The 26,594-nt window shown below is 34.5% G+C and carries 28 protein-coding genes; 6 read left to right on the forward strand and 22 right to left on the reverse strand.

Annotation, left to right across the window (positions count from 1 at the left end; translation table 11 throughout):
• Positions 1 to 125 precede the first annotated feature (125 nt).
• Both QWY86_RS17995 and QWY86_RS18000 read left to right on the forward strand, forming a co-directional pair.
• A complete protein-coding gene (locus QWY86_RS17995) occupies positions 126 to 2,546 on the forward strand; it encodes an alpha-ketoacid dehydrogenase subunit alpha/beta (RefSeq protein WP_290244112.1) in 2,421 nt (806 codons plus the stop codon).
• Between the two features lie 417 nt (positions 2,547 to 2,963).
• The gene (locus QWY86_RS18000; RefSeq protein WP_290244114.1) at positions 2,964 to 5,063 is read left to right on the forward strand and encodes a tetratricopeptide repeat-containing sensor histidine kinase; all 2,100 of its coding nucleotides are present in this window, start codon (positions 2,964 to 2,966) and stop codon (positions 5,061 to 5,063) included.
• On the opposite strand, the gene QWY86_RS18005 is transcribed toward QWY86_RS18000, so the two are convergent.
• The 11 genes from QWY86_RS18005 to QWY86_RS18055 all read right to left on the reverse strand — a co-directional run bounded on the left by QWY86_RS18005 (position 5,064) and on the right by QWY86_RS18055 (position 14,673).
• The gene (locus QWY86_RS18005; RefSeq protein ID WP_290244116.1) at positions 5,064 to 5,798 is read right to left on the reverse strand and encodes a LytR/AlgR family response regulator transcription factor; all 735 of its coding nucleotides are present in this window, start codon (positions 5,796 to 5,798) and stop codon (positions 5,064 to 5,066) included. It lies immediately after the preceding gene.
• A gap of 75 nt (positions 5,799 to 5,873) precedes the next feature.
• Entirely contained in the window at positions 5,874 to 6,485 is a 612-nt protein-coding gene (locus QWY86_RS18010) for a DUF1684 domain-containing protein (RefSeq protein WP_290244118.1), read from the reverse strand.
• A 138-nt stretch (positions 6,486 to 6,623) separates the two neighbouring features.
• A complete protein-coding gene (gene aroC, locus QWY86_RS18015) occupies positions 6,624 to 7,721 on the reverse strand; it encodes a chorismate synthase (protein ID WP_290244213.1) in 1,098 nt (365 codons plus the stop codon).
• Positions 7,722 to 7,783: 62 nt separating this feature from the next.
• Positions 7,784 to 9,055: a 3-phosphoshikimate 1-carboxyvinyltransferase gene (aroA, locus tag QWY86_RS18020; protein WP_290244120.1), complete on the reverse strand. Its 1,272-nt coding sequence runs from the start codon at positions 9,053 to 9,055 to the stop codon at positions 7,784 to 7,786.
• A 240-nt stretch (positions 9,056 to 9,295) separates the two neighbouring features.
• Positions 9,296 to 10,435, reverse strand: coding sequence for a chorismate mutase (locus QWY86_RS18025; RefSeq protein WP_290244123.1), 1,140 nt, complete (start codon positions 10,433 to 10,435; stop codon positions 9,296 to 9,298).
• Positions 10,436 to 10,527: 92 nt separating this feature from the next.
• Entirely contained in the window at positions 10,528 to 11,361 is an 834-nt protein-coding gene (locus QWY86_RS18030) for a prephenate dehydratase (RefSeq protein ID WP_290244125.1), read from the reverse strand.
• A 279-nt stretch (positions 11,362 to 11,640) separates the two neighbouring features.
• Positions 11,641 to 11,970, reverse strand: coding sequence for a type II toxin-antitoxin system RelE/ParE family toxin (locus QWY86_RS18035; protein ID WP_290244126.1), 330 nt, complete (start codon positions 11,968 to 11,970; stop codon positions 11,641 to 11,643).
• A complete protein-coding gene (locus QWY86_RS18040; protein ID WP_290244127.1) occupies positions 11,967 to 12,158 on the reverse strand; it encodes a hypothetical protein in 192 nt (63 codons plus the stop codon). Before QWY86_RS18040 ends, QWY86_RS18035 begins: the two co-directional genes overlap by 4 nt.
• 304 nt (positions 12,159 to 12,462) lie before the next feature.
• A complete protein-coding gene (locus QWY86_RS18045) occupies positions 12,463 to 13,407 on the reverse strand; it encodes a sterol desaturase family protein (RefSeq protein WP_290244128.1) in 945 nt (314 codons plus the stop codon).
• A 1-nt stretch (position 13,408) separates the two neighbouring features.
• A complete protein-coding gene (aroB, locus tag QWY86_RS18050) occupies positions 13,409 to 14,467 on the reverse strand; it encodes a 3-dehydroquinate synthase (RefSeq protein ID WP_290244129.1) in 1,059 nt (352 codons plus the stop codon).
• Positions 14,467 to 14,673, reverse strand: coding sequence for an RNA-binding S4 domain-containing protein (locus QWY86_RS18055; RefSeq protein ID WP_290244130.1), 207 nt, complete (start codon positions 14,671 to 14,673; stop codon positions 14,467 to 14,469). The genes aroB and QWY86_RS18055 overlap by 1 nt, the downstream gene beginning before the upstream one ends.
• A gap of 92 nt (positions 14,674 to 14,765) precedes the next feature.
• Between QWY86_RS18055 and QWY86_RS18060 the strand changes: the two genes are divergently transcribed.
• Positions 14,766 to 15,953, forward strand: coding sequence for a proline dehydrogenase family protein (locus tag QWY86_RS18060; protein ID WP_290244131.1), 1,188 nt, complete (start codon positions 14,766 to 14,768; stop codon positions 15,951 to 15,953).
• A 358-nt stretch (positions 15,954 to 16,311) separates the two neighbouring features.
• Here the strand turns inward: QWY86_RS18060 and QWY86_RS18065 are convergent, their stop codons facing one another.
• The 4 genes from QWY86_RS18065 to QWY86_RS18080 form a co-directional block, all read right to left on the reverse strand.
• The gene (locus QWY86_RS18065; protein ID WP_290244133.1) at positions 16,312 to 16,635 is read right to left on the reverse strand and encodes an Mpo1-like protein; all 324 of its coding nucleotides are present in this window, start codon (positions 16,633 to 16,635) and stop codon (positions 16,312 to 16,314) included.
• 9 nt (positions 16,636 to 16,644) lie between these two features.
• Entirely contained in the window at positions 16,645 to 17,280 is a 636-nt protein-coding gene (locus QWY86_RS18070) for an HAD family hydrolase (protein ID WP_290244134.1), read from the reverse strand.
• A gap of 66 nt (positions 17,281 to 17,346) precedes the next feature.
• Positions 17,347 to 17,541: a hypothetical protein gene (locus tag QWY86_RS18075; RefSeq protein ID WP_290244135.1), complete on the reverse strand. Its 195-nt coding sequence runs from the start codon at positions 17,539 to 17,541 to the stop codon at positions 17,347 to 17,349.
• A gap of 51 nt (positions 17,542 to 17,592) precedes the next feature.
• The gene (locus tag QWY86_RS18080) at positions 17,593 to 18,906 is read right to left on the reverse strand and encodes a patatin-like phospholipase family protein (protein WP_290244137.1); all 1,314 of its coding nucleotides are present in this window, start codon (positions 18,904 to 18,906) and stop codon (positions 17,593 to 17,595) included.
• 188 nt (positions 18,907 to 19,094) lie between these two features.
• Here QWY86_RS18080 and QWY86_RS18085 point away from each other — a divergent pair, with 188 nt between their 5' ends.
• Positions 19,095 to 19,859: a LuxR C-terminal-related transcriptional regulator gene (locus QWY86_RS18085; RefSeq protein ID WP_290244139.1), complete on the forward strand. Its 765-nt coding sequence runs from the start codon at positions 19,095 to 19,097 to the stop codon at positions 19,857 to 19,859.
• 201 nt (positions 19,860 to 20,060) lie between these two features.
• Here QWY86_RS18085 and QWY86_RS18090 read toward each other — a convergent pair whose 3' ends face one another.
• Together QWY86_RS18090 and QWY86_RS18095 are read right to left on the reverse strand one after the other, a co-directional pair.
• Complete coding sequence (locus QWY86_RS18090; protein WP_290244140.1) at positions 20,061 to 20,243, reverse strand: hypothetical protein; 183 nt, start codon at positions 20,241 to 20,243, stop codon at positions 20,061 to 20,063.
• A gap of 269 nt (positions 20,244 to 20,512) precedes the next feature.
• Positions 20,513 to 20,869 (reverse strand): hypothetical protein, encoded by a 357-nt coding sequence (locus tag QWY86_RS18095; RefSeq protein ID WP_290244141.1) that lies wholly within the window; start codon positions 20,867 to 20,869, stop codon positions 20,513 to 20,515.
• Between the two features lie 282 nt (positions 20,870 to 21,151).
• Here QWY86_RS18095 and QWY86_RS18100 point away from each other — a divergent pair, with 282 nt between their 5' ends.
• On the forward strand, positions 21,152 to 21,928 hold the full coding sequence (locus tag QWY86_RS18100; protein ID WP_290244142.1) for a helix-turn-helix domain-containing protein: 777 nt from the start codon (positions 21,152 to 21,154) through the stop codon (positions 21,926 to 21,928).
• A 4-nt stretch (positions 21,929 to 21,932) separates the two neighbouring features.
• Here the strand turns inward: QWY86_RS18100 and QWY86_RS18105 are convergent, their stop codons facing one another.
• Together QWY86_RS18105 and QWY86_RS18110 are read right to left on the reverse strand one after the other, a co-directional pair.
• Positions 21,933 to 22,628, reverse strand: a complete 696-nt coding sequence (locus QWY86_RS18105; RefSeq protein WP_290244144.1) for an NUDIX hydrolase — start codon at positions 22,626 to 22,628, stop codon at positions 21,933 to 21,935.
• A 1-nt stretch (position 22,629) separates the two neighbouring features.
• Positions 22,630 to 23,301 carry an HAD family hydrolase gene (locus QWY86_RS18110; protein ID WP_290244147.1) on the reverse strand — a complete coding sequence of 224 codons (672 nt, stop codon included), beginning with the start codon at positions 23,299 to 23,301 and terminating at the stop codon, positions 22,630 to 22,632.
• 128 nt (positions 23,302 to 23,429) lie between these two features.
• Here QWY86_RS18110 and QWY86_RS18115 point away from each other — a divergent pair, with 128 nt between their 5' ends.
• Positions 23,430 to 24,578 carry an aldose epimerase family protein gene (locus QWY86_RS18115; protein WP_290244148.1) on the forward strand — a complete coding sequence of 383 codons (1,149 nt, stop codon included), beginning with the start codon at positions 23,430 to 23,432 and terminating at the stop codon, positions 24,576 to 24,578.
• Between the two features lies 1 nt (position 24,579).
• On the opposite strand, the gene QWY86_RS18120 is transcribed toward QWY86_RS18115, so the two are convergent.
• From QWY86_RS18120 to QWY86_RS18130, 3 genes are read right to left on the reverse strand one after another with little or no spacing between them, the layout of a single operon-like run.
• Positions 24,580 to 25,401 (reverse strand): amidohydrolase family protein, encoded by an 822-nt coding sequence (locus tag QWY86_RS18120; RefSeq protein ID WP_290244150.1) that lies wholly within the window; start codon positions 25,399 to 25,401, stop codon positions 24,580 to 24,582.
• Between the two features lie 6 nt (positions 25,402 to 25,407).
• A complete protein-coding gene (locus QWY86_RS18125) occupies positions 25,408 to 25,737 on the reverse strand; it encodes an L-rhamnose mutarotase (RefSeq protein WP_290244152.1) in 330 nt (109 codons plus the stop codon).
• A 3-nt stretch (positions 25,738 to 25,740) separates the two neighbouring features.
• The gene (locus QWY86_RS18130) at positions 25,741 to 26,589 is read right to left on the reverse strand and encodes a fumarylacetoacetate hydrolase family protein (protein ID WP_290244154.1); all 849 of its coding nucleotides are present in this window, start codon (positions 26,587 to 26,589) and stop codon (positions 25,741 to 25,743) included.
• Positions 26,590 to 26,594: the final 5 nt, after the last annotated feature.

The raw sequence follows: 26,594 nt of genomic DNA on the forward strand, positions 1-26,594 counted from the left end.
ATTTAAACGAGTAAAACAAAAACTATTCCAATTATATTTTACTAATCCATATATAATTTTACAATCGAGGATAAAGGCAAACTTTTAATTTTGTATATATTTGCGGCAACCAATATTTGATTACGATGCAGAATGACAAATTGATTACCAACTCTATTGATGCTTCTGAATTAAGTTTTAACGATTTTAAATCTATCGTTATAAACGATTACAAAATTGCCTTCGAGAGCCGTCAGGCGAGTGTTTTAGGTAGAAGAGAAGTATTAACAGGGAAGGCTAAATTTGGCATTTTTGGCGATGGAAAAGAGGTTCCGCAAATTGCAATGGCTAAAGCTTTTAAAAATGGCGATTGGCGTTCTGGTTATTATCGCGATCAAACTTTTGCCTTCGCAACAGGCATATCTACCATTAAGGAGTTTTTTGCTCAATTATATGCAAACCCAACAGAAGGAGCCGATCCGTTTTCTGGTGGCAGACAGATGAATTGTCATTTCGCAACAAAATCAATTAACGAAGATGGTAGCTGGAATGATTTAACACAAATTAAAAATTGTTCTTCAGATATTTCTCCAACCGGAGGACAAATGGCTCGTTTGGTTGGTTTGGCTTATGCTTCAAAATTATTCAGAAATAACAAAGAACTCGATTATCTTAAACACTTTTCGGTAAATGGAAATGAGGTTGCCTTTGGCACCATTGGTAATGCTTCAACCTCTGAAGGTGTTTTCTTTGAAGCGATAAACGCTGCGGGTGTGTTGCAAATTCCTATGGCTATTTCCGTTTGGGATGATGCTTACGGAATTTCAGTTCCTGCTAAATATCAAACCACTAAAGAAGATATTTCTGAAGTTTTGAAAGGTTTTCAGCGTGATAAGAATACAACCGGATACGAAATTTACAAGGTAAAGGGTTGGGATTATCCAGCCTTGTGCGAAGTTTATGAAAAAGCAATTAATGTTTGTAGAGATGAACATGTTCCGGTATTAATCCATGTTACAGAATTAACTCAGCCTCAAGGGCATAGTACTTCCGGTTCACACGAGCGTTACAAGTCAAAAGACAGGTTAACTTGGGAAAACGAACACGATTGCATCTTAAAAATGAGGGAATGGATGCTCGAATCGGCAATAATTTCTGATGAAGACCTGGCAGAATTAGAGAAAACTGCTAAAATATTTGTTAGAAATGCTCAAAAAGAAGCATGGAATGAATTTTTAGATAGCATTAAACCTGAACAAAAGCAAGTAATTGATTTAATTGGTGGTATGGTAAAGCATCAACCAGAATTAGCAAAGCTGGCTACTCAATTAGCTTCAATTGCTGATGCTCAAAGACGTGAAGTTTTTACAATTGCCCGCAAGGCGATACGTATTTCAGCTAAATTTAAATCAGCTGAACGAGATGAACTTTTAGCTTGGTATAAGATTCAGATGGAATTAAATAGCAAGCGATATAATTCTAAACTTCATACCAATGGTGATGAATCACCAGATAAAATAGAAGTTGTTGAGCCAATTTACAATGAATTTTCTAAAATGGTTGATGGCAGGGAGGTATTAAATGCTTGTTTTGACACAAATTTTGCCCGCGACCAAAGACTTGTAGCTTTTGGAGAAGATTTAGGGAATATTGGTGATGTTAATCAAGGTTTTGCAGGTTTACAAGCAAAATTTGGCGAGTTACGTATTACGGATACAGGCATTCGTGAGATGACAATTATGGGCCAAGGTATAGGATTGGCTTTGAGAGGGCTTAAACCTATTGCTGAAATTCAATATTTAGATTATTTAATTTTTGCACTTAATGTGCTCAGTGATGACTTGGCATCGTTGGCCTATCGTACAAAAGGCATTCAAAAGGCGCCGGTAATTGTACGTACAAGAGGGCATAGACTTGAAGGAATATGGCATTCAGGTTCTCCAATTGCAATGCTTCTAGGTTCTTTAAGGGGAATGCATCTTTGTGTTCCAAGAAACATGACCCAAGCAGCAGGAATGTATAATACACTTTTTAGAGCAGATGAACCTGCTGTGGTTATAGAGTGTTTGAACGGCTATCGTTTAAAAGAGAAGTTACCTGAAAACGTTGGTGAATTTACGGTTCCATTAGGAAAAGCAGAAGTTCTGGAAGAAGGCACTGATATTACAATTGTTTCCTATGGTTCTACCTTAAGAATTGTACAAGAAGCAGCCGAAGAATTGGCAACATTAGGCATTTCAGTTGAAATTGTCGATCCTCAAACACTTTTACCTTTTGATAAAACAATGGTTTGTGCGCAATCTCTAAAGAAAACAAATAAACTTCTTGTAGTTGATGAGGATGTGCCAGGTGGTGCTTCTGCCTATATTCTTCAACAGATTTTAGAACAGCAAAAAGGATATTTTCATTTAGATGGACAACCAAGAACTTTGTCTTCAAAGGCACACCGACCTCCTTTTGGATCTGATGGTGATTATTTTAGTAAACCTTCGGTAGATGATATTATAGAAGTAGTTTATGAAATGATGCACGATTCTAACCCTAATAAGTTTATAAGTTTATTCTAAATCAAACAACTAAAAGTTGTAAAAGCGTATTTACATTTAAAAATGTTTGGTTTTAGTACTCACAGCCAACTTTTGAGTTTATCTATTGATTAAAAAAAATTATCTTTCATCTTAATTAAGAAACCAAATCATTCCCCATTTCAGTTTCCATCTTAGGAAACAATTTTTTATTTTTCAGATACGCTTGTAAAGTTTCTTGATAAGCCAATAATTGAGTTAATTAAGATTGAAATAATAATGGATCGGCGCTCTGAGATTAGTGAAGTATTTTTTCGTTTAAAGCGGTATAGTAAGTTTTTTTCGATTCTGATTTGTTTATTTTTATCATTGAGCTTGCATGCTCAAACAACAAATCCACGTAAGTTAGATAGTTTATTTAAAGTAAACCAAAGGTATTCCAAACCAGATTCAAATAAAATGAAAACCCTTTATTTGATAATGAGGGAATACATGATTCTTAAGAACTTTCCAAAAATTGACGAGTACTATCAAAAGAGTCTTCAGCTATCTCAAAGCTTAAACAAAAGAAGTTTTTCGGCTGTAATTTATAATCGCAGGGCATTATTTAATCATGGTTTGGCAAATTATTTAGAGGCAGAAAAATATTATTACAAAGCTTTAAATGAGTATCAGCGTTTGAAAGATGGATACATGGAAGCTGGTATTTATTTAAACTTAAGCGCCCTTTATGGTTCAATTCCAGATTACGCAAAATCTCTAGAAGTAAACCAAAAAGCCATTATTTTATATCAAAAAACAAATAGTCAGGATGATTTAGCGAGTTGTTATATTAACATTGCAGCTGTCTATCAAGCTTTAGGTCAGCAAATATCTGCGGCAGATTATGGTAAAAGGGCATTAAGAATTTTTACAATTAATAATGATCAAACAGGAATAGCCTATGCTTACCTGTGCTTAGGAGAGAGTTATGTTGCTGCCAAATCATCAGATTTAGTTGCAATGAAAGTAGAACCTGAAAATAAACTTAGCATTGCCTTAGATTATTTTAATAAAGGCTTGAAAATTTCCGAAACCTCAAATAATCAATTAGAGATTTCATCTTTTAAAAGAAACATTGGTAAAGTTTACGAACAACAAGGCAAAGCTGATTTGGCATTAAATCACTACCTGGATGCGATAAAAATTGATGAACAAACAGGGCAGAAGGGTTATTACGCAGACAATTTGAAAACCTTGGGTATTTTCTACAAGAATCAGAAAAAATATAACATTGCACTCGAGACTCTGATTTTAGCATTGAAAATTTCAAGAGAGAAAAACTTTATAGATACAGAAAGAGATGTGCTGTTAATACTAAGTGATATATATCTGGATTTAAATAAACACAGAGAATCTTTAGACTACTATAAACAATACATTATAGCAAAGGATAAACTTTTTAATGAAGAAAAAGAGCGTGAAATAACCAGAAGACAATTAATTGTAGATTTTGGTGTAAAAGAAAATGATTACAAGCTTAAACAACAGGTTTCTGATGCCATTTTAAAACAACAATATTTTTTAGCAAGGCAGCAAGAACAAATGCTCTTACTAAGAAAAAAAGAACTGGAGTTTGTTGGACAACAGAAAAACTTGCAAAGCAGTAATTATGAACGTTCTAAGTTACAATCTGCATACGATTCTTATCAAAAAAACAAGCAAATTTCAGAACAGAAAAAGCAAATCGAATATGATGAAAAAGTAAAAATCTTCTTAATAGTTGCCATCACATTAATAATATTTACGGCAGGCTTAATTTATTTCAATCAAAGGAAAACTACCCGCTTAAATGTTATAATAAATAAGCAGAAGCGAGAACTTGAGCAATTAAGTAGGGTTAAAGATAGAATCTTTAGCGTTGTAAGCCATGATATGCGAACGCCTGTAAATTCTTTAATCTCATTTATTCAGCTATTAGAGGCGGGTAAAATTGACCAAGATAAACTTACCAAATATGCTTCATCATTAAAAAATAGCCTTACACATACATCTTCGATGATGGAAAATTTACTGAATTGGGCTGCTAGTCAAATGCAGGGGTTTAATCCTTATTTGGAGCCTCTAAACATTTCTGATTTGACTAATGAAATTGTTATTGAGTCAAAAAATATAGCCGATTTGAAAAATATAAGTATTGTAAATAATATTCTGCCCAATACAATGTGTAATGCCGATGAAAATATGCTTTCGCTAGTGCTAAGAAATTTAATAAATAATTCAATAAAATTTACACCAAACGATGGTACAATAATAATCTCATCTGAAGTGGTTGAGAATGAATTGGTGATTTCGCTTGCAGATAACGGTATTGGAATGTCTGCCGAGCAGGTTGAGCATTTTAATGAATCCGCTTTTCAAGGTGCAGGATTTAGTACACTTGGTACGAATAGAGAAAGGGGTACTGGGCTTGGTCTGCTTCTTTGCCGAACTTTTATGGCATTGATGGAAGGCAAAATCGAATTGTTTTCTGCTAAAAATGAAGGAACAAAATTTAATTTGATTTTTAAAAGAGATTAATTACTTTTTGAATCTGGATAGCATTTTCTTATCAATTACATTTTCAAGTAATTCTTGTTTTGCAGTTGCACTAATTGGTACAATAAAATTATTTTCTAAATGTAATTCGTGTGCAGTAAGTGTTGAAATTTTATTAACATTAACAATATACTGCTTATGAACCCTTATAAATTGATTTGGTAATTGTTTTTCGAGATTTTTAAGGCCAACCAAAATAACATGCTTTTCGCCAGCTGTATAAATTTTTGAAAAATCGCCCATGCTTTCAATATATATTACATCATTGTATTTCAGCTTTGTAATTCCCTTGGTTTCTCTAAAGAAAAAGTAATCATCCTCTTCGCTAATATCGCTGTGATTTACTGGGGCAAATTTTTTAAGTTCGATATATTCTATCGCTTTATTTGCTGCTTTAAGTAAACGTTCAAATGTGGCTGGTTTTACAACAAAATCTATTGCGTCTAAATCAAAACTCTCCGCTGCATATTGGTTGTATGAAGTAATAAATATAAAAACAGGCTTGTTTTTCAGTGTTTTTAGTAATGCAGTTCCAGAAAGTTCTGGCATATCAATGTCCGAAAAAACTATATCTATCTGTTCGTTATTAATTTTCTGGATAGCTTCAATACCATCTTTACAAACAGAAATTATATTCAATGCTGGTATTTTGCTGATGTGCATCGTAATGGCATCCCGTTCGATTTCGTTATCATCTACGATTAAGCAGTTATACATTTATAGGGTATTTAAAAATTAAAGGTAACTATAAAATCTGCACTAATAACTGTTAAAGGAGGGTAAATGTTCAGACTATTTTCTATGTTTTTTTTCTCCAGTATAAATTTTTTCTCCGGCTTTAATCTCTAATTGTAAATCATTTTCTTCAGGGGGAACTGGGCAACGATAACCATCGCTGTATGCACAATAAGGGTTGTAAGCTTTATTAAAATCAATTTCAATTTTATTACTGACGATTTCTTTTGAGCTTAAATCAATATATCGCCCACCACCGTAGGTTTCCTTGTTGTTTGTTTCATCTGTGAAAGGCAAAAACAATAAATTTTTAAATGCAGGATTTGTGGCCAAAGCTAAATTTTTATACAGTGTCATTACTGTTTCTTTGCCATTTAAGCTAAATTTTATTTTCGCATAGCGATAAAATTCCTTGCTCGTGCCGTCGTAAGTTGGCATTTTGAAAACTTTCTCGTTTTTAAGGATTTCGACATTTGCAACAACTTTGTAATTGCTATCTGCATCGTAAAAATGCAGGTTTTGTAAATCACTTTCATTTAAAGGTGAATTGGATTCCTTAACGAAATCTTTTTTGTAGCTATCACGATGTTTAGCAATCTGCTCGGAATAGGATTGGGCAAATGCGTTTAAGCTAACTAGGAGGAATAGGATAGGGAGCAGTTTTTTCATAGTTATTGTTTAGCAATCGTCATTTCGACTGGAGTGCAGCGGAATGGAAAAATCTTTGAAATTTGCTAAATATAGTTCAAAGATTTTGCTTCGCAGAGCCTTTGGGTTCTCGGCTTAGCTCGAAATAACGGTTTTTGCTTAAATCACACTCACTTTGTTTCTCAAAAATTGGTCGGCTAAAACTAATGCAGCCATAGCTTCAACAATAACTACAGCTCTTGGTACAACACAAGGGTCATGGCGGCCTTTGCCTTTAATTTCAGAAGCTTCGCCAGCTGCATTAATGGTTTGCTGATTATGCATAATGGTTGCTACAGGTTTAAAAGCCACTTTAAAAGTAATATCCATTCCATTTGAAATACCGCCCAAAATACCACCTGCAAAGTTCGTTGTGGTTTTAAATGCTTTAGTATCTGCCTCTTTTGGTTGAGGAATATCATTATGTTGAGAACCTCGTAACTCGCTTCCGGCAAAACCAGAACCATATTCAAAACCATGCACCGCATTAATACTTAACATCGCTTTGCCCAAATCAGCATGTAATTTATCAAAAACAGGTTCGCCCAAACCTGCCGGACAACCTTTAATTACACAGCCAATTTTACCACCAACGGTGTCGCCATCTTTTCTTACTGAATCGATAAACTCAATCATTTCATGCGCTGTTGCAGGGTCGGCACAACGCACAATATTTTCTTCTCTAATATCCAGCAAAGCTGATAAATCGTTACTTTCTAAATTTGGCGCTTCAATGGTACCAACAGAAGTTACGTGAGCAAAAATTTCGATACCTTGTTGCTTTAAAAATAATTTTGCAATGGCGCCTGCAGCTACGCGAGCAGCCGTTTCACGGGCTGATGAACGTCCGCCACCACGATGATCGCGGATGCCATATTTAGCATCGTAAACATAATCTGCATGGCTCGGTCGGTAAACATCAACATTATGACCATAATCTTTCGAACGTTGGTCTTCATTAGGGATTAATAAAGCAATCGGTGTTCCTGTACTTTTTCCCTCAAAAACGCCCGATAAAATTTGAACAGTATCGCTTTCTTTTCTTTGCGTAGTTATTTTCGATTGACCGGGTTTACGTTTATCCAATTCTGATTGAATAAAATCCATGTCTATATCCAATTGCGCCGGACAGCCATCAATTATTACCCCAATGGCTACGCCATGAGATTCGCCAAAGGTGGTTATGCGAAATAATTGTCCGAATGAGTTACCTGCCATATATATTTTAGATTGATGATTTTGGATTACGATTTGGGTTGGGTCTTTAATCTTTTGTTCTTTTATCCTTGCTCTTCTACTAAGAACCCCGCCTTTTTCAAATCTTCCCAAAAATAAGGATAAGATTTTTCTACAACTTGCATTTCTTCAATTTCAACTTCATCAATTAATAATGCAAGAGGCGCAAAAGCCATAGCCATGCGGTGGTCTTCATAAGTTGCAAAGGTTACTCTTTTAGGAAAATGAAGCTCATTGGTATTTAAGGTGTAAACCAAGTTATCTTCGGTTAATGTTACGCCGATTTTCGCCAACTCATTTTGTAAAGCTGCAATTCTATCTGTTTCTTTAATTTTTAAGGTTTCTAAGCCAGTAAAAGCCATGTTTTTACCCAAGGCAGCTGCAATAACTACAATGGTTTGTGCTAAATCAGGACAAGTTTTTAAATCTAAAACTTGGTTAGTTTCTAAAGATAAGCCTAAGTTGCTAATCAAAATTCCAGTTTCGGTTTTGCTGGTTGCAATACCGAAAATTTTCATGATTTTTTGAATCTGACTATCGCCTTGTAAGCTTTTTTCTTTTAAAGCAGGCAAACTGATTTCAGCTTCATCAGCTAAAGCCGCAATACTGTACCAATAGGATGCAGCACTCCAATCTGGCTCAACAACCAAAGTTCCTGGTTTAAAAATCTGTGGTTTAATGGAAATCGAATTTCCATTCCAACTGTGTTCTATACCAACTTCAGCCAACATATCTAAAGTCATATCTACATATGGTTTGGAAGTTAGCTCGCCCTCAATTTCTAAAGTTAATCCTTGTGGTAAAATTGGGGCAATCATCAGCAAAGCTGATATGTATTGACTGCTGATATCGCCTTTAATTTTAACTTCTGCTGTTTTTTGATTTATTGGACCAGTTATGTTTAACGGAGGAAATCCCTCAGATTCTGCATACGAAATGTCGGCGCCAAGTGTTTTTAAAGCTTCAGCCAAAATACCAATTGGGCGCTGTTTCATCCGCTCGGTTCCAGTTAATAAGAAATTTCCGTTTTTTGCCGAAAGATAAGCAGAAAGAAAACGCATTGCCGTTCCAGCAGGCCCAACATCTACAGTTTTTGATTCTTCAATTTCTACTTCAAGCTCTTCCTCAAGCGTGTTAAGAATACCGTTTAAGGTTACCGTATCTGCGGCATTAGAAAGGTTTTCTACTTTAACTAGTTTTTTGCTTAAAGCACTTATAATTAAGGCTCTGTTACATTCGCTTTTTGAACCTGTTAATTGGATTTCCGTATTAATATTCTTGGTTCCTTTAAAAGAAACTAAGGCATTTTTTGACATTTTATCTTGTTTTATTATCAAATGGATTTTAATCAATTGTTATGTTAAGCCTGTCGAAAAGCTATAAAATTCTTCGACAAGCTCAGAAAGACATGATTATATACAAACCATTATATTTATAAAATCGTCATTACGAAGCTTGAATAATGCCAAAACTTATCGCATTAAGATTGCTTCGTGCCTCGCAATGACTTGAAGCTTTAGACATTGCTTTTCGCTTTAGTCTTTAAGCTTTTAACCTTATTTTGAAACTTCAGTATGTTGCTCAGCGGCAATTCCTTTTTCAGCTTTACCAGCATTCATGATTTCAGTTTGCTTACGAATAGATTCTCCGTGTACTAATTCTAAGAATTTCTCAGTAAAGTTTAAATCTAATTTTAAAGCCTTTGCAAAAGCATGACCTTTTTTAATGATTGCATCCCAACGGTTTACCTGTAAAATCGTTACCTGGTTATCGCGTTTGAATTCGCCGATTTTTTCGACGATAGCCATACGTTCTGCTAATTTTTGCAATAAAATATCATCAATTTTATCGATATTTTTACGTAAATCAGCTAATTTATCAGCGAAAGCTTCATTCGGTGCCTCAGGTTCACGAACTGTTAAACGGTCAACCAATTCTGCCAAAGCAGCTGGTGTAACTTGTTGTTTAGCATCTGTCCATGCAACCGATGGGTCTACATGAGATTCAATCATTAAACCTTGCATATCTAAATCTAAAGCTTTTTGAGAGATGTACGGAATTAATTCACGGTTACCGCAAATGTGGCTAGGGTCGTTAATTATTGGTAACTCAGGGCATAATGTTTTCAATTGAATTGCCATTTCCCACATTGGTTCGTTGCGGAAAGAACTTTTCTCGAATGATGAAAAACCACGGTGAATAGCACCAATTTTGGTAATACCAGCACCGTTAATACGCTCAATTGCACCAATCCATAATTGTAGATCAGGATTTACCGGGTTTTTAATTAATACCGGAACGTCGTGACCTTTTAAAGCATCAGCAATTTCCTGAACTGTGAAAGGATTTACTGTAGAACGAGCGCCAATCCAAAGGATATCAACGCCAGCAGCCAAAGCCTCTTCAACGTGTTTTGCATTTGCTACTTCTACAGCTGTTGGTAAACCAGTTTCTGCTTTAGCACGTTTTAACCACTCTAAACCGATACTTCCAATACCTTCGAACTCTCCCGGGCGAGTACGTGGTTTCCAGATTCCAGCTCTTAAAACCGATACTTTACCAGTAGCAGCTAATAAATGTGCGGTAGTTAATAATTGCTCTTCAGTTTCTGCACTGCAAGGACCAGAGATGATTAATGGTTCGTTGTTAACGTTTAACCAAGTGTTTAAAGGTTGGATGTTTAAATTAAGTTTCATGATTTATGGCTTGTAATATTTTATAATTCGATTTTTTAATTGTTGTATTAATAGTGTTGATCGTTATTCGTAAATCTAAAATCTTAACTCTGTTAGACTTTATCGTTCTTTTGATATTCTCCGAGGATGTTAAAATTTGATGTGTATTTTAATGCTTTTCTTACGGCTTTATCATACTTTTCTGTGCTTGGCCATTCTAAGTCAACGTAAAAATAATATTCGTTTCGTTTACCAAGCACCGGCATAGATTGTATTTTTGTTAAGCTTACCTCTTGCTCTGCGAAGATATTTAATACCGTTGCCAAAGAGCCTGCTTTGTGCCCAACCTGAAAACAAATTGAAGCTTTATTTATTTTCTTGCCCTCGTCTGTTTTATCCTTTTTTAGGATGAGAAAGCGAGTGTAGTTTTTCTTATTTGATTCTACGCGACGTTCTAAAATGTTTAACCCATAAAGTTCTGCAGCTAAGTTGTTTGCGATCGCCATTGTATCCGTTAGTTTTTCTTCTTGAATGCGTTTAGCACAAGCCGCAGTATCGTTACTTTCTACAATTTTAATATGCGGATAATCGTAAAAGAAATCGATGCATTGGCGGATTGCAATAGGGTGAGAAGTTACGATTTTGATATCCTCGAATTTTACCCCCGGCAATGCCATTAAGTGCAATTGGATAGGCAAATAAACTTCGCCAACTACCGAAAAACCGTAATCGCGGATGAGTGTGTAATTTGGTAGCAAGCTACCTGCGATTGAGTTTTCAATTGCCATTACAACAAAATCAGCATCATTTTTTTCCAGCTTGTCGCAGGTTTCTTTAAATGAATTGCACTCTACAGTTTCGATATTTTTACCAAAGAATTTGTAGGCTGCTTCTTCGTGAAAAGAGGCTTTAATACCCTGAATTGCTACTCGTTTTGTCGTTTCCATTTTGTGTTAAACAAAAAAAGTCCCGGCTGTTTGCCGGGACTTTTTTATACATTTTAATATTGTTATATATCTTTTTGCATATCAGCCCCGGCTCTTACTAAAATAGTAAAAGTAACCAAAGTAATATGTGTTGAATAATTTCATTTTTCGTTTTTGAATGAGCCAAATGTAATAACAAAATTTAATTTGTCAATAGGAAAATGAAATTATTTTTAATAAAATTTAATTTTCTTTGATTTAGACCGTTTTGGAGATGGGTATGAAAGTTGAAGCCAAGGGTTATTTTAAGGTCTCAATAATTTTCTGAATATCTTTTTTTGTTATCCTAGCTTCTTCTGATTTATCGTAAATGTAAATCATTACAATTTCTTCTTGTGTTTGGAGGTAAGTGATAACCCTGTAACCGCCACTTTTTCCTTTGCCCTTACTTTTGATTGCAAGTCTGATTTTGAAAATACCGTTTCCTAAATCTATACCAGTTTTAGGGTTGTTTAAAAGTGTTGACTCAAGTTGCGCTAAATCGCTAATTAATGATAAATGTTTCTTTGTTAATTGTTTTGCTTTTTTGATGAAAATAGGGGAATAAATAATTTTGATTCCCTTTGTCATATATCACTAAGAGATAGAGGTGCAACTTTTCCGTCTTTAATATCCTTGGCTTCCTGTAGGCCTTGTTTAATTCCATCTAGCAGTTCTTGCTTTTTAGAACTTTTGATAACCTTTGCATCAATTCTTCTTAATACCTCCATAAGGAATTGAGTATCATTGTCTTTCACTTGTATCGTTAATGTTGTCATAACATATTTCTTAGTCAAAAATAAGAATTAAAATTTAAATAGTTGTTTGGGTTTTAAATCCACAGTTTTATGTTTCTTAAACCTGATAGCAAAGAAAATACTTTTTGTTGCAGGTGATAGACAAGCTCAGGCTGACATGGAACAAAAAGATTGAAGTGAATAGCAGGGCTGCATATGCCAAACGAACAGAACCACACATTTCCAAATCTCTAAAACAAAAAACGGCCTGTAAAATACAGACCGACATACATCATTATAATTTCTAAAACCCACGATTTAAATCGTGGGTAATAGGGTTACAGGTTTACACAGCCGAACTCAATTCTTGCGATTGCTCCTTTACATGCTTAATTCTATTGCTCTTTTCTGCTTCATGCAATTCCTGTTGCATAATTTTAGCAATTTTTGTGCTGCCATCGTGGCTCCAGCCTGGGGGATTAAAGATGTATTTTACCTTATCCATAAACGTTGGTGCCTTTTTAACATCAGCCGTTAAGGCGATAAATTCGTGGAAAATAATATTAACCGGTCCGGTGTCAGTTGGTTGTGTGGTTAAACCATACTTAACTTCATCCTCTGGTAATTCTGCCTGAAAAGTGCCAAACCATCTATCCCAAAGGATTAAAACCATACCCATATTTTTATCCAAATAGCGTACATTGCTGGCGTGGTGAACACGGTGGTGAGATGGTGTAACGAAAACATATTCGTACCATTTCGGGAATTTTATATTGTATTGGGTATGAACCAAATTGCCATAAATCTGCGTAACCAAATAAGCAAAAAGAATATCTACAGCAGTAAAACCCATAAATGCTAAGGGCAAATAAAAGAAAACGCGATAGAGTGGTTCAAAAACGGTAGAACGAAATCCTGTTGTTAAATTGAAGTGCTCTGACGAATGGTGGGTAACATGCATTGCCCAGAAAAAGCGTACGTAATGGCCAACGGTATGTAAAAACCAATACAGAAAATCTTGTGCAAGGATTAAAACCAACCAATATACCCAAACATTTGGGATTTGGAATAAGCGAAACTGATAGCAATATTCAAGTAGAAAAAAAGTACCTGTTTTCGTAGCTAAATTGATAACAATTGCAGCCGTCATCAGGTAAATGTTAGTCCAGGTATCGCGTTTGGTGTATAATTTTCTGTCGTGCAAGTAGCTGAAATACATTTCAACCAAGGTTAAAACGATTACAAAGCTAAAAAGCCCGATTACAGAAATATCACTTCCGGTATACTTCATTTTATAAACTGTTATAATAATCTAAACTGCTCAAAATATCGGCATTGGTTACACGGCAGTTATACGTGCATTTGCCCTGTTTTTCTAATAAAGAGAACAAAATGTTGCCATCCTCATTCTTTTTATCGCTTTGCATTAATTCCAAAAGCGTATCAAAACTTTCTTTTTTAATTTCGTATTTTGGATATAACGATAAAATATAATCGCTTATATCTTTCAATTCTTCTTTGCTTAAACCACTATTTTTGATGGATAAAGCGGCTTCGCAAACAAAACCAATGGCAATTGCTTCACCATGTGTAAGTGTATTTTCATCATTAGCTAATGAATAACTCTCTATTGCATGCCCAATCGTATGACCGAAATTCAAAATCTTGCGCAGATTTTTTTCATGAGGGTCTATCGTTACAACTTCGTTTTTAATTTGTACTGAACGATAAATATCCTCGGCTGATGGTGTTAAATAATCAGTAGTTTGTAATTTCTCGTAATAAGCTTTATCATAAATTAAGCCATGTTTAATCATTTCGGCAAAGCCTGATAAAAGCTCTCGCTGTGGCAAGGTTTTTAAAAATTCAGTTTCAATAAAAACCATTTGAGGCAGGGTGAAAGTGCCCACCATGTTTTTTACATTGTCAATATCGATACCAGTTTTACCACCAACAGAAGCATCAACCTGTGAAAGTAGGGTAGTGGGAACGTTTACGAAATCGATACCTCTTTTGTAGGTAGAGGCGATAAAACCACCCATATCTGTAATAACACCACCGCCTAAATTAATCATCAAACTTTTGCGGTCGGCTTCAAAATCTAGGAGTGTTTTCCAAATACCGATACAGAAATCGATATTTTTGTTTTCTTCTCCGGCAGAGGTTTCAATTAAATCAAAATCAGCAAAATCGTCCATCATCGATTGAAAAATCGGTAAGCAGATTTCGCTAGTATTTTCATCAGCAAGTACAAAAACTTTGCTGTATTTATTGCTATCTATTAAATTTTGTAAGGCATCTAAATTGCTTTCGAAATAAAGCGAATGGCCTGCGCTTGTTAAGGTTTCCATTATATTACTTCGATTTTATCTTGTTTAAAAGTAATGATATCGCCAACCCTAACTTTATAACGTTTGCGAAACTCTACTTCACCATTACATTTAACTAAACCGTCCATAACGGCAGCTTGGGCATCTCCACCAGTACCAACCAAACCAGTTGCTTTTAATAGCTGGATTAGCGGAATAAATTCGCCCTCTAATTTGAATTGTATCATTTTGCTGCAAAAATACGATTATTTAGAGGTTTTACGTTTCAACAATGAATGCTTTTTATAATTTTGCACCATTCTGACTTATTACAACCCAAATGATTGATTTATCCCCGAATAAACAACCTAATTTCGATAACACTGAAGTGGCTTTTCGCCAAAAAACCAATGCCGATTTAAAAAAAGGATATTGGTTGTTTAAAATGATTGGAAGTAACTTTTTAACCAAAGTTGGGCCACCGATTACCAATTTCTTTTTAAATATCGGTTTACCGATTCAGGGTGCTATCAAAGCCACTATTTTTAAGCAATTTTGTGGTGGTGAAACCATTGCTGAGTGCGATAAAGCAATAGCGCAACTGGCCAAAGGTGGTGTTGGAACGATTTTAGATTATTCTGTTGAAGGCGAGGAAGAAGAAGTTGTATTTGATGAAACTTGTCAGGAAATTATCCGAACCATTCTTCGTGCCGATGGCGATAAAAATATTCCGATTACGGTATTTAAAATTACCGGGATTGGTCGCTTTGCTTTACTCGAAAAATTGGATGCCAAGCAAACTTTAACAGCCTATGAAAAAGCAGAATTTGATAAAGTAAAACTCCGTTGCGAGTTGATTTGCCGCACCGCTTTTGAAAAAAATGTGCCGATTATGATTGATGCCGAGGAGACCTGGATTCAAGATACTATTGATGAATTGGCTTTGGATATGATGCGCAAATTTAACCAGAAACGTATTATCGTGTACAATACCTATCAAATGTATCGCCACGATAAATTGGCCGATATGAAAGCCGACCACCTGATTGCTAAAGCAGCCGGATTTATCCTGGGTGTTAAAATGGTTCGCGGTGCATACATGGAAAAGGAGCGTAAACGTGCTGAAGAAAAGGGTTATCCATCGCCAATTCAACCCGATAAAGAATCATCTGATAGAGATTATAATGAATCGCTGCGTTACTGTGTAGACCATATTGAAGAAATTGCGATCGTTTGTGGTACGCATAACGAAGATAGCAGTCGATTGTTAACCTACCTTTTAGATGAGAAGAAAGTGGCGCATAACCATCCTCATGTTTACTTTGCACAACTTTTAGGTATGAGCGATAACCTAAGTTTTAACCTTGCCGATGCCAATTATAATGTAGCTAAGTACGTTCCGTATGGTCCAATAAAAGCGGTTATGCCATATTTGTTTAGACGAGCGCAGGAAAATACTTCGGTTGCCGGCCAAACCGGTAGAGAGTTAGGTTTAATTGAACGTGAACTGAAAAGACGTAAATTATAAAAATACTTAATTGATGAAAAGTAGAATTACCGAAAGGATGATTCCATTTTTTATTTGGAAATGAAAGGGCAGTGGCTCTTCGGATTCAGTAGTCCCGCTTTTTGTTACAATCTTTTAAAAATACTTCTGTCATTCTGAGGAACGAAGAATCTGTTTCATCGGTTGCAGATGCTTCGTGCCTCAGCATGACAATATATTCAAGGTTGCTGCTTTTTTAAAAGTATGTCCACTACAATCGGGTTTAAAAACAAAAGGTTTTTCGCTAGAGCCGCTAATCGAGGATGAATAAATAGCAGATTATATATTTCGATTAGTTGCAATTCTTTGCCGTTGGTTTCAACCAACGGATAAAATAATTTTAATCTTTCTTAACCACAAAACTTTGTTTGCCAGTTAACAAATCGTAAAATAAGATAAAATCGCTGGCTAAACTGTAGCCTGGATATTGAAAGGTTGCAGGTTTGTTTTTCTCGAAGAAAAAATGACCAGCCCATGCAAAGCCATAGCCTAAAATTGGCATTGCTAAAAAGAAAAGCCAATTATGAAACATAAAACCCGTAAAAAAAGCCAATACAACTAAGCCCGTCCCAATAAAATGTAAAACTCTGGAGGTCGTGTTAATGTGTTCTGTTAAGTAATAAGGATAAAACTCTTTAAGTGATTTAAATTTCTTTTCCGTCATAACTTTAATTTAAAAAATTCCGTTGGCTTTCAAAAATGCCTCTAATTCGGCAGGTTTTTCTGTCATCAGCAATGTATTTAAACCCACTTTTTTTGCACCCTCGATGTGTTGCGGACTATCATCAATGAATAAAGTCTCTGCCGGGTTTAAGTTGTTTTCTTTTAAAACCTGTTCGAAAATATTTTTATTTGGCTTACGCAATTTCATATGTTGAGAAAAGTAGGCTTTCTCAAAATACGTATCGTAATTATTTAGTTTAAAAGTTGTTTTTAAATAATTAATAATCCAATCGTAGTGAATTTCGTTATTGTTACTTAAAAGAAATGTGCGGTATTTCTCCTTAACTTTTAAAAGTAGTTCGTGGTTTTGCTGATGTGTTCCAATTAACAAGCTGTTCCATGCATCATCAATTTGACTGTCAGTTAATTCAGGTTTATTGGCCGCTTTTCTAATGCCATCTCTAAACTCAGCTGGCAAAATTGCTCCAGTTTCAAAATCATCAAACAATTGATTGTGAGCTTTGTGCGCAAAGAAATTTTCTATATCTGTTATGCCAAGTTTTTGGAAAGATGCTTGCGCAATTCTAAAATCTATATCGAAAATTACGTTTCCGTAGTCAAAAATGATGTTTTTTATATTCTGCATGTGGGCTTTTACTTTGTGCAAATATCCTCAAATATTTATGATTCCACCCAATCAATTTAAATTTCTCTAGCAAACATTTTTGATTTTTCTGATTTCAATTTCCGCACCATTATTCAGTAGAAATGTAAATTGCCAATACAAATCGGTCACCATCACATCAATGCTTTTAATGGTTCCAGAAATTCCAGCATTTTCAATCAAAGTATTTTCTTTCAAACTTAACAATTCTGATGTTGGCGTGTCTTCATCGATTTTTATCATGCCTAAATATACTAGCTTAAAACGAGGAGATTCAAATCAGTTCATAAAAAACTAAATTGGATTGCAGTTTAGCCATCTGTTTTTTGCTTTAACATAAGTATCATCGCCAAGGTGCTTCCCATTTCCGTCACCTCTTATTAATTGGTTTGCCAGTGTTGCACCACCATTGCCAGTAATAAAGTTTGCACATAATTGCTTAATTAAATCAACATCTTCATTGGCAACAGCATCCATATCCAAGTCCATTATTTTTGCAAAATTTTCTGTTCCGTTGGCCTGCATTTTATACACATCTGGAGCTTCAAAAATTTGTGTAGAGGTATTTAAAATTGGCTTAATGCATGGATTAATCCTTACTAAACAAGCCGTATTACTTAAAGATGGATCTAAGATAGAATAAGCAATAAACGTTGCGGAATCAGGTGGGTCGCCTAATATACTTGTCGACATTTTTTTAATATCCGAAACAAAAGTTAAGTTATAATCTGTAAAGGCTAATTTGTTCTTCCTATTCTTTTGAAATATGTTTTGTATTTCCGGGTTGCTCGAAGTCTGATAGTCTGAAATCATTGCTTGTCCACCAGTTGCAGTACCTAATGACAAGATTTTATAATCACTTAAAGGAATATTATTATTTGTTAAAGCTTCTACTAATCCGGCTAACACAGGATTGTTAAAACCCGAAACTCCACCATCCCACATTTTTGTATTACGAACATCCTGCCCATTTAATTGGTTAATCCTAATCTCGGCTGGTGCATCAAAATAATTTACTGGTGCATTGCTCGATGCATGTATGGCATGCCCTAAACTTACCTGATAATATTTGCCACCACTAAATGCATCAGTTTTGCTTGCAACATTCGAACGAAAAAATGTTGCTCTTTGTCTAAAATAATCAAATCCAATTATTAATATTTGCAATTCTGGCTTACCAATAATTTTTGGTAATTCATTCAGGTTAATATTTAATGTTGGTTGTGTGGTTTTTCCCTCGAGCATTAACTTATTGTAAGCTTGTAGAACATTTTGTAAGCCCGAGAGCTTGCGTTCCATGCTATATTTCGGACCTAAAACGTTTGTTAAACTTGCAATGTTGCGCCATTTAAGTTTTTCCCAAAAGGATAATTTAGAAAATACCTGCTTTCTCTTATCTTCATCCTCAAAAACTGAAATAATCTCGCTTAATTTCATGTCGTTGCAAAGTGTTGCAAGCACTAAACTACCTCCCGAATTGGCAATAACCATATCAAATTTCTTAAGTAATTCATGACCATTCAAGTCGCCATAAATATCTTGAAGTACCCGAGCCTGAATTAAAGCCCACGAACCGCCACCATCTAGCGATAAAATTTTGTAAGACATAATTTTAGATTTTGAGTTGCGTGTTTTTTAGAAGGATGTTCTTTTTAAGTAAGTTACGAGTTTTTTATCCTTTAGTTAATACAATATCACAAATATTAATTAATGAGATTATCCCTCAAAAGGGGGATTTTAAATCTATTACTTCTCAGAAAAAGATTGTAATTTTATAATTAATTAATTCTCTCATTATGAATGTGTTGAATAATATATCAGTCGGGGAGCTTTATAAAATTGCCGGCTATTCAAATAAACTCCAGAAAATTACTGCGCCTGTTGAATTTATTCCTGAAATAATCGACCATAAATCAGAAAGTAGCATCGGTTATCAAGCAATTTTTAACTGGTCTTGTATGCAGTATTTAAGTGTTAGCAATTCTATTAAAACAATTTTAGGCTACGAACCAGAAGTTCTTATAAAAAAAGGCTTAAATTTTGGATTGAGTATAATTCATCCGTCCGATTTGGAAAGGCTCAGAGCGGTGCATCAATCGATATTCGATTATTATTACAATACACCTCAGAACCAACGTTTAAAGTTGCGTTTCGGATATAATTTTAGGATTAAAGCTAAAGATCATAATTACATCCACATTTTAAGGCAGAGTAATTTTATGAGTTTTACGGAAGATGGGAAGCCTACAATCGAGTATGTTAACTGTACAGATATTACCGGATTTAGCTTTAATAACATAATTACCTTAACCGTTCACTTGCTCTCTAGCTCGGGCACATTTGTACTTTGCCACGAAACTGAATTTCCAGAAGTGAATAATAATTTATCTAAAAGGGAAAAAGAAGTATTAGAATTAGCCAGACAAGGCTACACAAGCAAGCAAATTGCGGATAAGCTTTATTTATGTACAGAAACGATAAAAAGCCACAGAAAACACATAATTGCTAAAACAGGTACTGGCAATATGGCTGCGGCAATAAACAAAATTATTAGACATTAAATCTAAAACTTACGTCTCTATGGAATGGTTTTTGATTTTAACTTAAATGTAATCACGTATTGTCTGCAATTATAGATTAATCTAAAAACCAGACAATTGCTAAACTATGTAATTACATTATTTATTTATCGGATAATTTTTTATTACCACTAATAAAGTAATTACCTGATAAATTGAAAAGAGGGATTAATTTCCCTCTTTTTATTTTCTAATGCTAATTATCCTTCCGGTAACCAAATGAAATTCATAGTTTCGGTATAAAGCATCATCAATAATCTCTATACGCTCAACTAAACCTGTTTTGCTGAATGTATCAGTTACTAAATCGCCTCTTTTTATTTCTTGAAGTTCATCAATTGAAGTATCGCCATTTATCCTTTTCATGGCGTAAAAGTAATTATAGATTTTGAGCATTTAAATTAACAATAAAATAACTTATTCTCAAACAGAGTGCTTTATAACTCGAAAGTCTGCGTAATGTCATATATTCTTAATACCTTTCAAATATGGGCGATACACTGAATTTTATACTTGGAGTAATTTTTATTATTGGCGGTTTTAGCGTTTTCTGCGTTATTTTTGGTGGGGGTAGAAAAAGTTAGTTTTAATCAAATATTAACTTCATTAAATATTTCCTTAGTAAGGATGAATATTTAATTACCCTGTTTATTTCTTTTCATAATATCAAAATATATATCGCCCTTGAGCTGATTTATTTTAACAATAACTTCAGTTATAACACTTTTATCTTTTAAGGCAGTTGGGAGCGATAAAGAATACTGAAATTTATAATCTGTAAAATCTGTCACATTACTTGTACTGTAGCAAAAAAAATAACCTCCCTTGTTGGCACTTCTTACATACCAATTAAGAATGTTCGGTTCATTATAATTGGCGTGTTTTATCTTGGTATTGTAAACCTGAATTTTAACGACATCAGCTTCTGGGATGTCTTTTTTACATCCTTGGAATAAAATAAATATTAAGAAGTATTTTATAATATTTTTCACAAATTTATAACAATCTTCGGGCTCTATATGTTTTAATAAATGCGCAAAAATTTAATTTATTGTATTTTTTATAATACATTTCAATCTCTAGAATGTAAGTTTTACATGCGCTGAAAAAATATATATTTGATAAACAAATGATGGATACTGGTGTTAATAATTTTTATTATAACTTGATCCAGAATTTGTATCAAAACAAATCTATGTATGCACTACTTTATTTTGTACTTTAGTTGTATAAGGTTATAATTGTATTCGACGAACAAAACACTTTGAGAGAGCATGATACAACTTGAAGATATCAAGGGGAGGTTTAAAAGAGATAAGGCATTAAGCGCAGGATATCCAATCAGAGTTCTTATTATTAAGGAAGCAACAGGCTTGCTTTGTATGAATTCTGGAGATTATCTATTATCGCCAGGTCGAGTGTTCTTTATTCCTGAAGAAGGTATTATTCGTTTAGAAGGTGAAATTATTTCTGCCTATTGGTTAAGTTTTAGCAGCTTGCTTTATTCAGAATTTTTGCTTCAACATACTGATTCTCAATCTAAAAATCTTTTTATGATGCTGTCATTTAAAGATTTAACTGCACAACAAGCACAAAAGGCGTTCACATTATTAGAACAATTAAAAAGAGAAATCGCTGCCAAACGCGATACATCATATTTAGCACAATATTTATCGCTTTTATTAGGTTTTTCTGCTGTATTAAATGCAGAGTTGATGGATTTAACTGTAGATGAATTGCAGCAAGTGCTAAGATTTAGAGCGATTTTAGAACAGTACTTTAAGGTTGAAAGAGCCACAGAATTTTACGCTGCAGGTATGGGCATGTCGTCCAGAAAATTAAATGCATTTCTGAATAAGGCTTTTTCTAAAAATCTACCAGAATTACTCTATTCGCGTTTGATACGTGAAGCAGAAGAATTATTGATTCATACCGACTACTCAGTTTCTATGATTGCTGAGATATTAGGCTTCGAGCAAGCCAATTCATTTGGAAGTAATTTCAAAAAGACAAAGGGTGTTTCGGCTTTAGAATTTAGGAAAATGAATTAGCAATTTACTTTGGCTTTGAAATAAAATTTAAAAACGATTGAAACTGTGCTTTATGTTTTTGTCGGTCTAACTTAAAGTAAAACGCACCTCTTCTCGAACTTGATTTGTCTTTTTCAGTTTGTTTTATCAATAAACCGCTTGCTGTAATTTTCCGTATAAAGTTTCTGTTATCAATAGGCGAATCGTAAACCTGCTCGTATAAATTTTGAAGTTGGGGGATGGTAAATTTTTTAGGTAAAAGCTCGAACAAAATGGGATGTAATGCTGCCTGATACCTTATTTTATCCATAGCAGCCTTAACCATCTGATTGTGGTCGAATATTAATTCTGGTACATCAGTAATTTTAAACCACTCTGCGTGATATTTCTCATTAATCTGAGCGCTGTATTTATTAATATCAATCAAAGCAAAATAAACAACTGAAATTGTTCGCTCTATTGGATCTCGATCCGGACTACCATAAGCATTTAATTGTTCCAAATAAACATCATGTAAACCGGTAAGTTCCAACAAAATTCTTTTAGCTGCGCCATCTAAATCTTCATTATTTCCAATAAAGCCACCCATTAAACTCCATTTATCTTTAACGGGTTCAATTGCTCTCTTAATTACCAATAATTTAAGTTCGTTGCCGTCGTAACCGAAAATAATACAATCTACAGCAACTAAAACTGGTATTTGGTTGATATACTTTGCCATACTAAAAAAGTGTATTTAAAATTGGGTTACTAAAATCATCAATAAACGCAATAATATTATTATATTCTGAAAACTCATGAATTTCATGTGTGGTTGTAAGCACAATGCATTGCATGCCTGCATTAGCTGCCGATTCAACGCCCTTTGGCGCATCTTCAAAAACAATACAATATTTGGGTTCAGCACCTAGAGCTTCTGCTGCTTTTAAAAAGGTTTCGGCGTTGGGCTTACTAATTTTAACATCATCCGCAGAAACTACAGCCTTAAAATAGTGCCTGATGTTTAATCCATCTAAAACAAAATCGATATTAAAAGGTATTGCTGCAGAGCCAATAGCCATTTTGATTTGCTTTTGACGTGCATTTTCAAAAAATGTATCTAATCCATTTATTAATGCCAAATGCGGCATATAAAGTGCTTGATAACGTTTTTCTTTATCAATAGAAAGTTGCTCGACCTGTTCTTGAGTGAATTTTTCTGTGCCAAAAACCCTTTCTAAAACCTCAGCATTTTTGCCATACATTTCTTTTTTTACATCAGCATAAGAAATTGACTTGCCTAAATCATCGTTCATAATTGCATGCCATGCAAGCGTGTGGTATTCCATATCGTTAATTATGGTTCCATTCAAATCGAAAAGAAAGGCCTTTGGCTTTAAATCTGTAACGCTCATATTAAGTTGTACAATATGCTATTTTTTTTGATGTTTTAAAATCGCACCAATAATAAGTCAATTAAATTATAATCGTTACAATAACGTTATTTTATTTTCATATTTTAGTCGCAACCAAATTATTTGTTATGAAAAGAAACAATTATCAATTTATGCTAGCAGTGTTGTTTGCGTTATCGTTCACAGCCTGTAACCAACCTCAAAAAAATACAGTAGATACAGCCGAAACTACTTCAAAAAATGATGCATATACAACTGAAATCGATGGTAAAAAAGTAGAACTATTTACTTTGAAGAACAAATCGGGTGCATCTGTTACCATTACAAATTATGGCGGGCGAATTGTTTCCCTTTTAGTGCCAGATAAAAATGATAAACTTACCGATGTAGTTTTAGGCTATGATAGTATTGTATCTTACCGTAAAAAAGGTGAGCCATTTTTTGGAGCTTTGATTGGTCGCTATGGAAATAGAATTGGTAAGGGGAAATTTAAACTGGATGGTAAAGAATATAGTTTGCAATTAAACGATGGCGTGAATACACTCCACGGTGGTTTTGATGGTTTCTTTGGAAAAGTTTGGGATGCAAAGAAAATTGGTGACGATAAAGTCGAATTAAAATATGTTTCTGCGGATGGAGAAGCCGGATATCCAGGTAAGTTGGATGTTAAAGTTACTTATACATTTAATGATGATAATGCTTTGAAGATTGATTACGAAGCAAAAACTGATAAAACTACCATTGTTAATTTAACCAACCATGCTTATTTTAATTTGAATGGTGAGGGCAACAGTTCAATTCTTGATCATGAATTATTTATTGATGCTAACAGATACACACCAGTGGATTCAACTTTAATCCCTACAGGAAAAATAACCCCCGTAAAAGGAACTGCCTTTGATTTTACCACCGCAAAAACAATTGGAAAAAATATAGATGATAAAGAAGAGCAATTAAAATTTGGCAAAGGTTACGACCATAATTTTGCACTAAATCCGCATGATGGTAACAAAGCAATTGCGAAAGTTAAAAGTACATCAACTGGAATTATTTTAGAGGTTTACACAACAGAACCTGGTCTTCAATTTTACAGTGGAAACTTTTTAACCGGAGAAACGAAAGATGGTAAAGGAGGGAAATCATATCCACATCGTTCGGCAATTTGCTTAGAAACACAGCATTTTCCAGATGCACCAAACCATGCTAACTTTGAATCTACAACGCTAAAACCTGGTTCGGTTTATAAAAGCACTACAACTTACAAGTTTTTAAAATAAATTAAAGTTTATAAAAACGGGTAGCATTTTTCAGGAAAAGGTTTTCCTTTTCCTGAAATGTTAACCTCGATGCATAGGCTTCTACAAGTTGAAACCAATTAGCATACGGTTTGCTCACCAAAACAACAGGCCAATCGCTGCCATACATTACGCGGTCTGTTCCAAAGCTTTCTATGATGGTATCGAAGCATTCAAAAAGTTCGGCTTCTTTCCAGTTCTTCCAATCGGCTTCAACTAATAATCCCGAAATTTTACAGCTTACATTTGGATTTTGAGCCAAAATCTTAACATTTTCTTTCCATTTTTTAACGTTACCACTTTTTATATCAGGTTTTCCGCAATGGTCTAAAACCAAAGGCTGATCATCCAATTTATCAATAAGTTTAATTATATCCGCAAGCTGATTATGGTAACAAAGTAAATCGTAGGTAAAGTTATAGTTGTTTAATTTTTTTACACCATGGATAAAATCATCCGACAGGAAAAATTCGGCGTTTTCTGCTTGTAAAACATGCCTGAAACCTTTAATTTTTTTGAAGGAATTCCAATGTTTTAATCTCTCATCCAGCTTTGGGTTTTTTAAATCTACCCAGCCAACAATGCCTTTAATAATTTCGTTTTGCTCGGCAAGGGTTAGTAAAAAGTTATTTTCTGCTTCTGATTGATTGGCCTGAACGGCAATGCAACCTGTAATTTTTAGTTCGTTATAGGTTCGGATTAAATTTTTTGGAGAGAAATCATTGCGGATTACACTCATTTCTTCAGTTATCCAATTATCTCGATTAGCATCGAAATTCCAAAAATGTACGTGAGCGTCAATCATTTGTATTTAGAGTTTAAAAATTTTTTCCATTAAAATCCATTTTTCGCCTGGTTTTGCACCAGGTAGTGCTTTTTGATATTTCCACATTAAGGTTTCCCAATCTTGCACTTTTGAGTTTTCTTCATCTGCTTTTTGCTTTGCTTCGAAAGAAAAATCATCATTCACATCCATAATCATAAACAGGCGATTGCCCAATAAATAGATCTCCAGATTTTCGATGCCGCTATCCCTAATGCTCGATTCAATTTCAGGCCAAACTGCTTTATGATGCGTTTTATACTCCGCAATTAGTTGTTCGTCGTCAATTAAATCAAGTGTCAGACAATATCTTCTCATGTACTATTTGTAAGCTTTAACGTGTTGTTTACTGCTTCCAAGTCCGTCGATGCCAAGTTCTACAACATCGCCTTCTTTTAAATACCAAGGCTCAGGTTTTTGCCCCAAACCAACACCTGCAGGAGTTCCGGTTGTAATTACATCGCCTGGTAAAAGCGTCATAAACTGACTGATGTACGAAACCATGAACGGCACGTTGAAAATTAAGTTCGATGTATTTCCATCTTGCAAGGTTTTTCCGTTTACCGTTAACCAAAGGCGTAAATTATGTACATCAGTAATTTCATCCCGCGTCGCAATAAATGGTCCGATAGGAGCGAAGGTATCACAGCTTTTGCCTTTAACCCATTGTCCGTTTCGTTCTAGCTGAAATTCTCTTTCACTGTAATCGTTGTGCAAAACATAACCTGCAATATGTTCCAGTGCATTTTCTTCTGAAACATAACTAGCCTTTTTGCCAATTACAATCGCTAATTCTACTTCCCAATCTGTTTTTTTACTGTTTTTCGGGATGATTAAATCGTCATTCGGGCCAACAATTGCCGAAGTTGCCTTAAAAAATAATATCGGCTCTGCCGGAATTGGTGCATTGGTTTCAGCAGCGTGGTCTTTGTAATTTAAACCCACACAAATAATTTTCGATGGACGGGCAAGCGCTGCACCCAAACGAGCCTTAGCATCAATTTCTGGTAAGTTTGCAGTTTTTATCGCTTCGCGAAGTTTTTCTAAACCATCGCCGCCAAAAAAATCTTCGTTATAATCGCTAACTAGCGAAGAAACATCATAATATTTATCTTCTATAATTAATCCCGGTTTTTCTGAACCCGGCTCGCCAAATCGAATTAATTTCATTTTAT

Origin of the sequence: Pedobacter aquatilis (assembly GCF_030409415.1) — a bacterium.
Taxonomy (GTDB): domain Bacteria; phylum Bacteroidota; class Bacteroidia; order Sphingobacteriales; family Sphingobacteriaceae; genus Pedobacter; species Pedobacter aquatilis.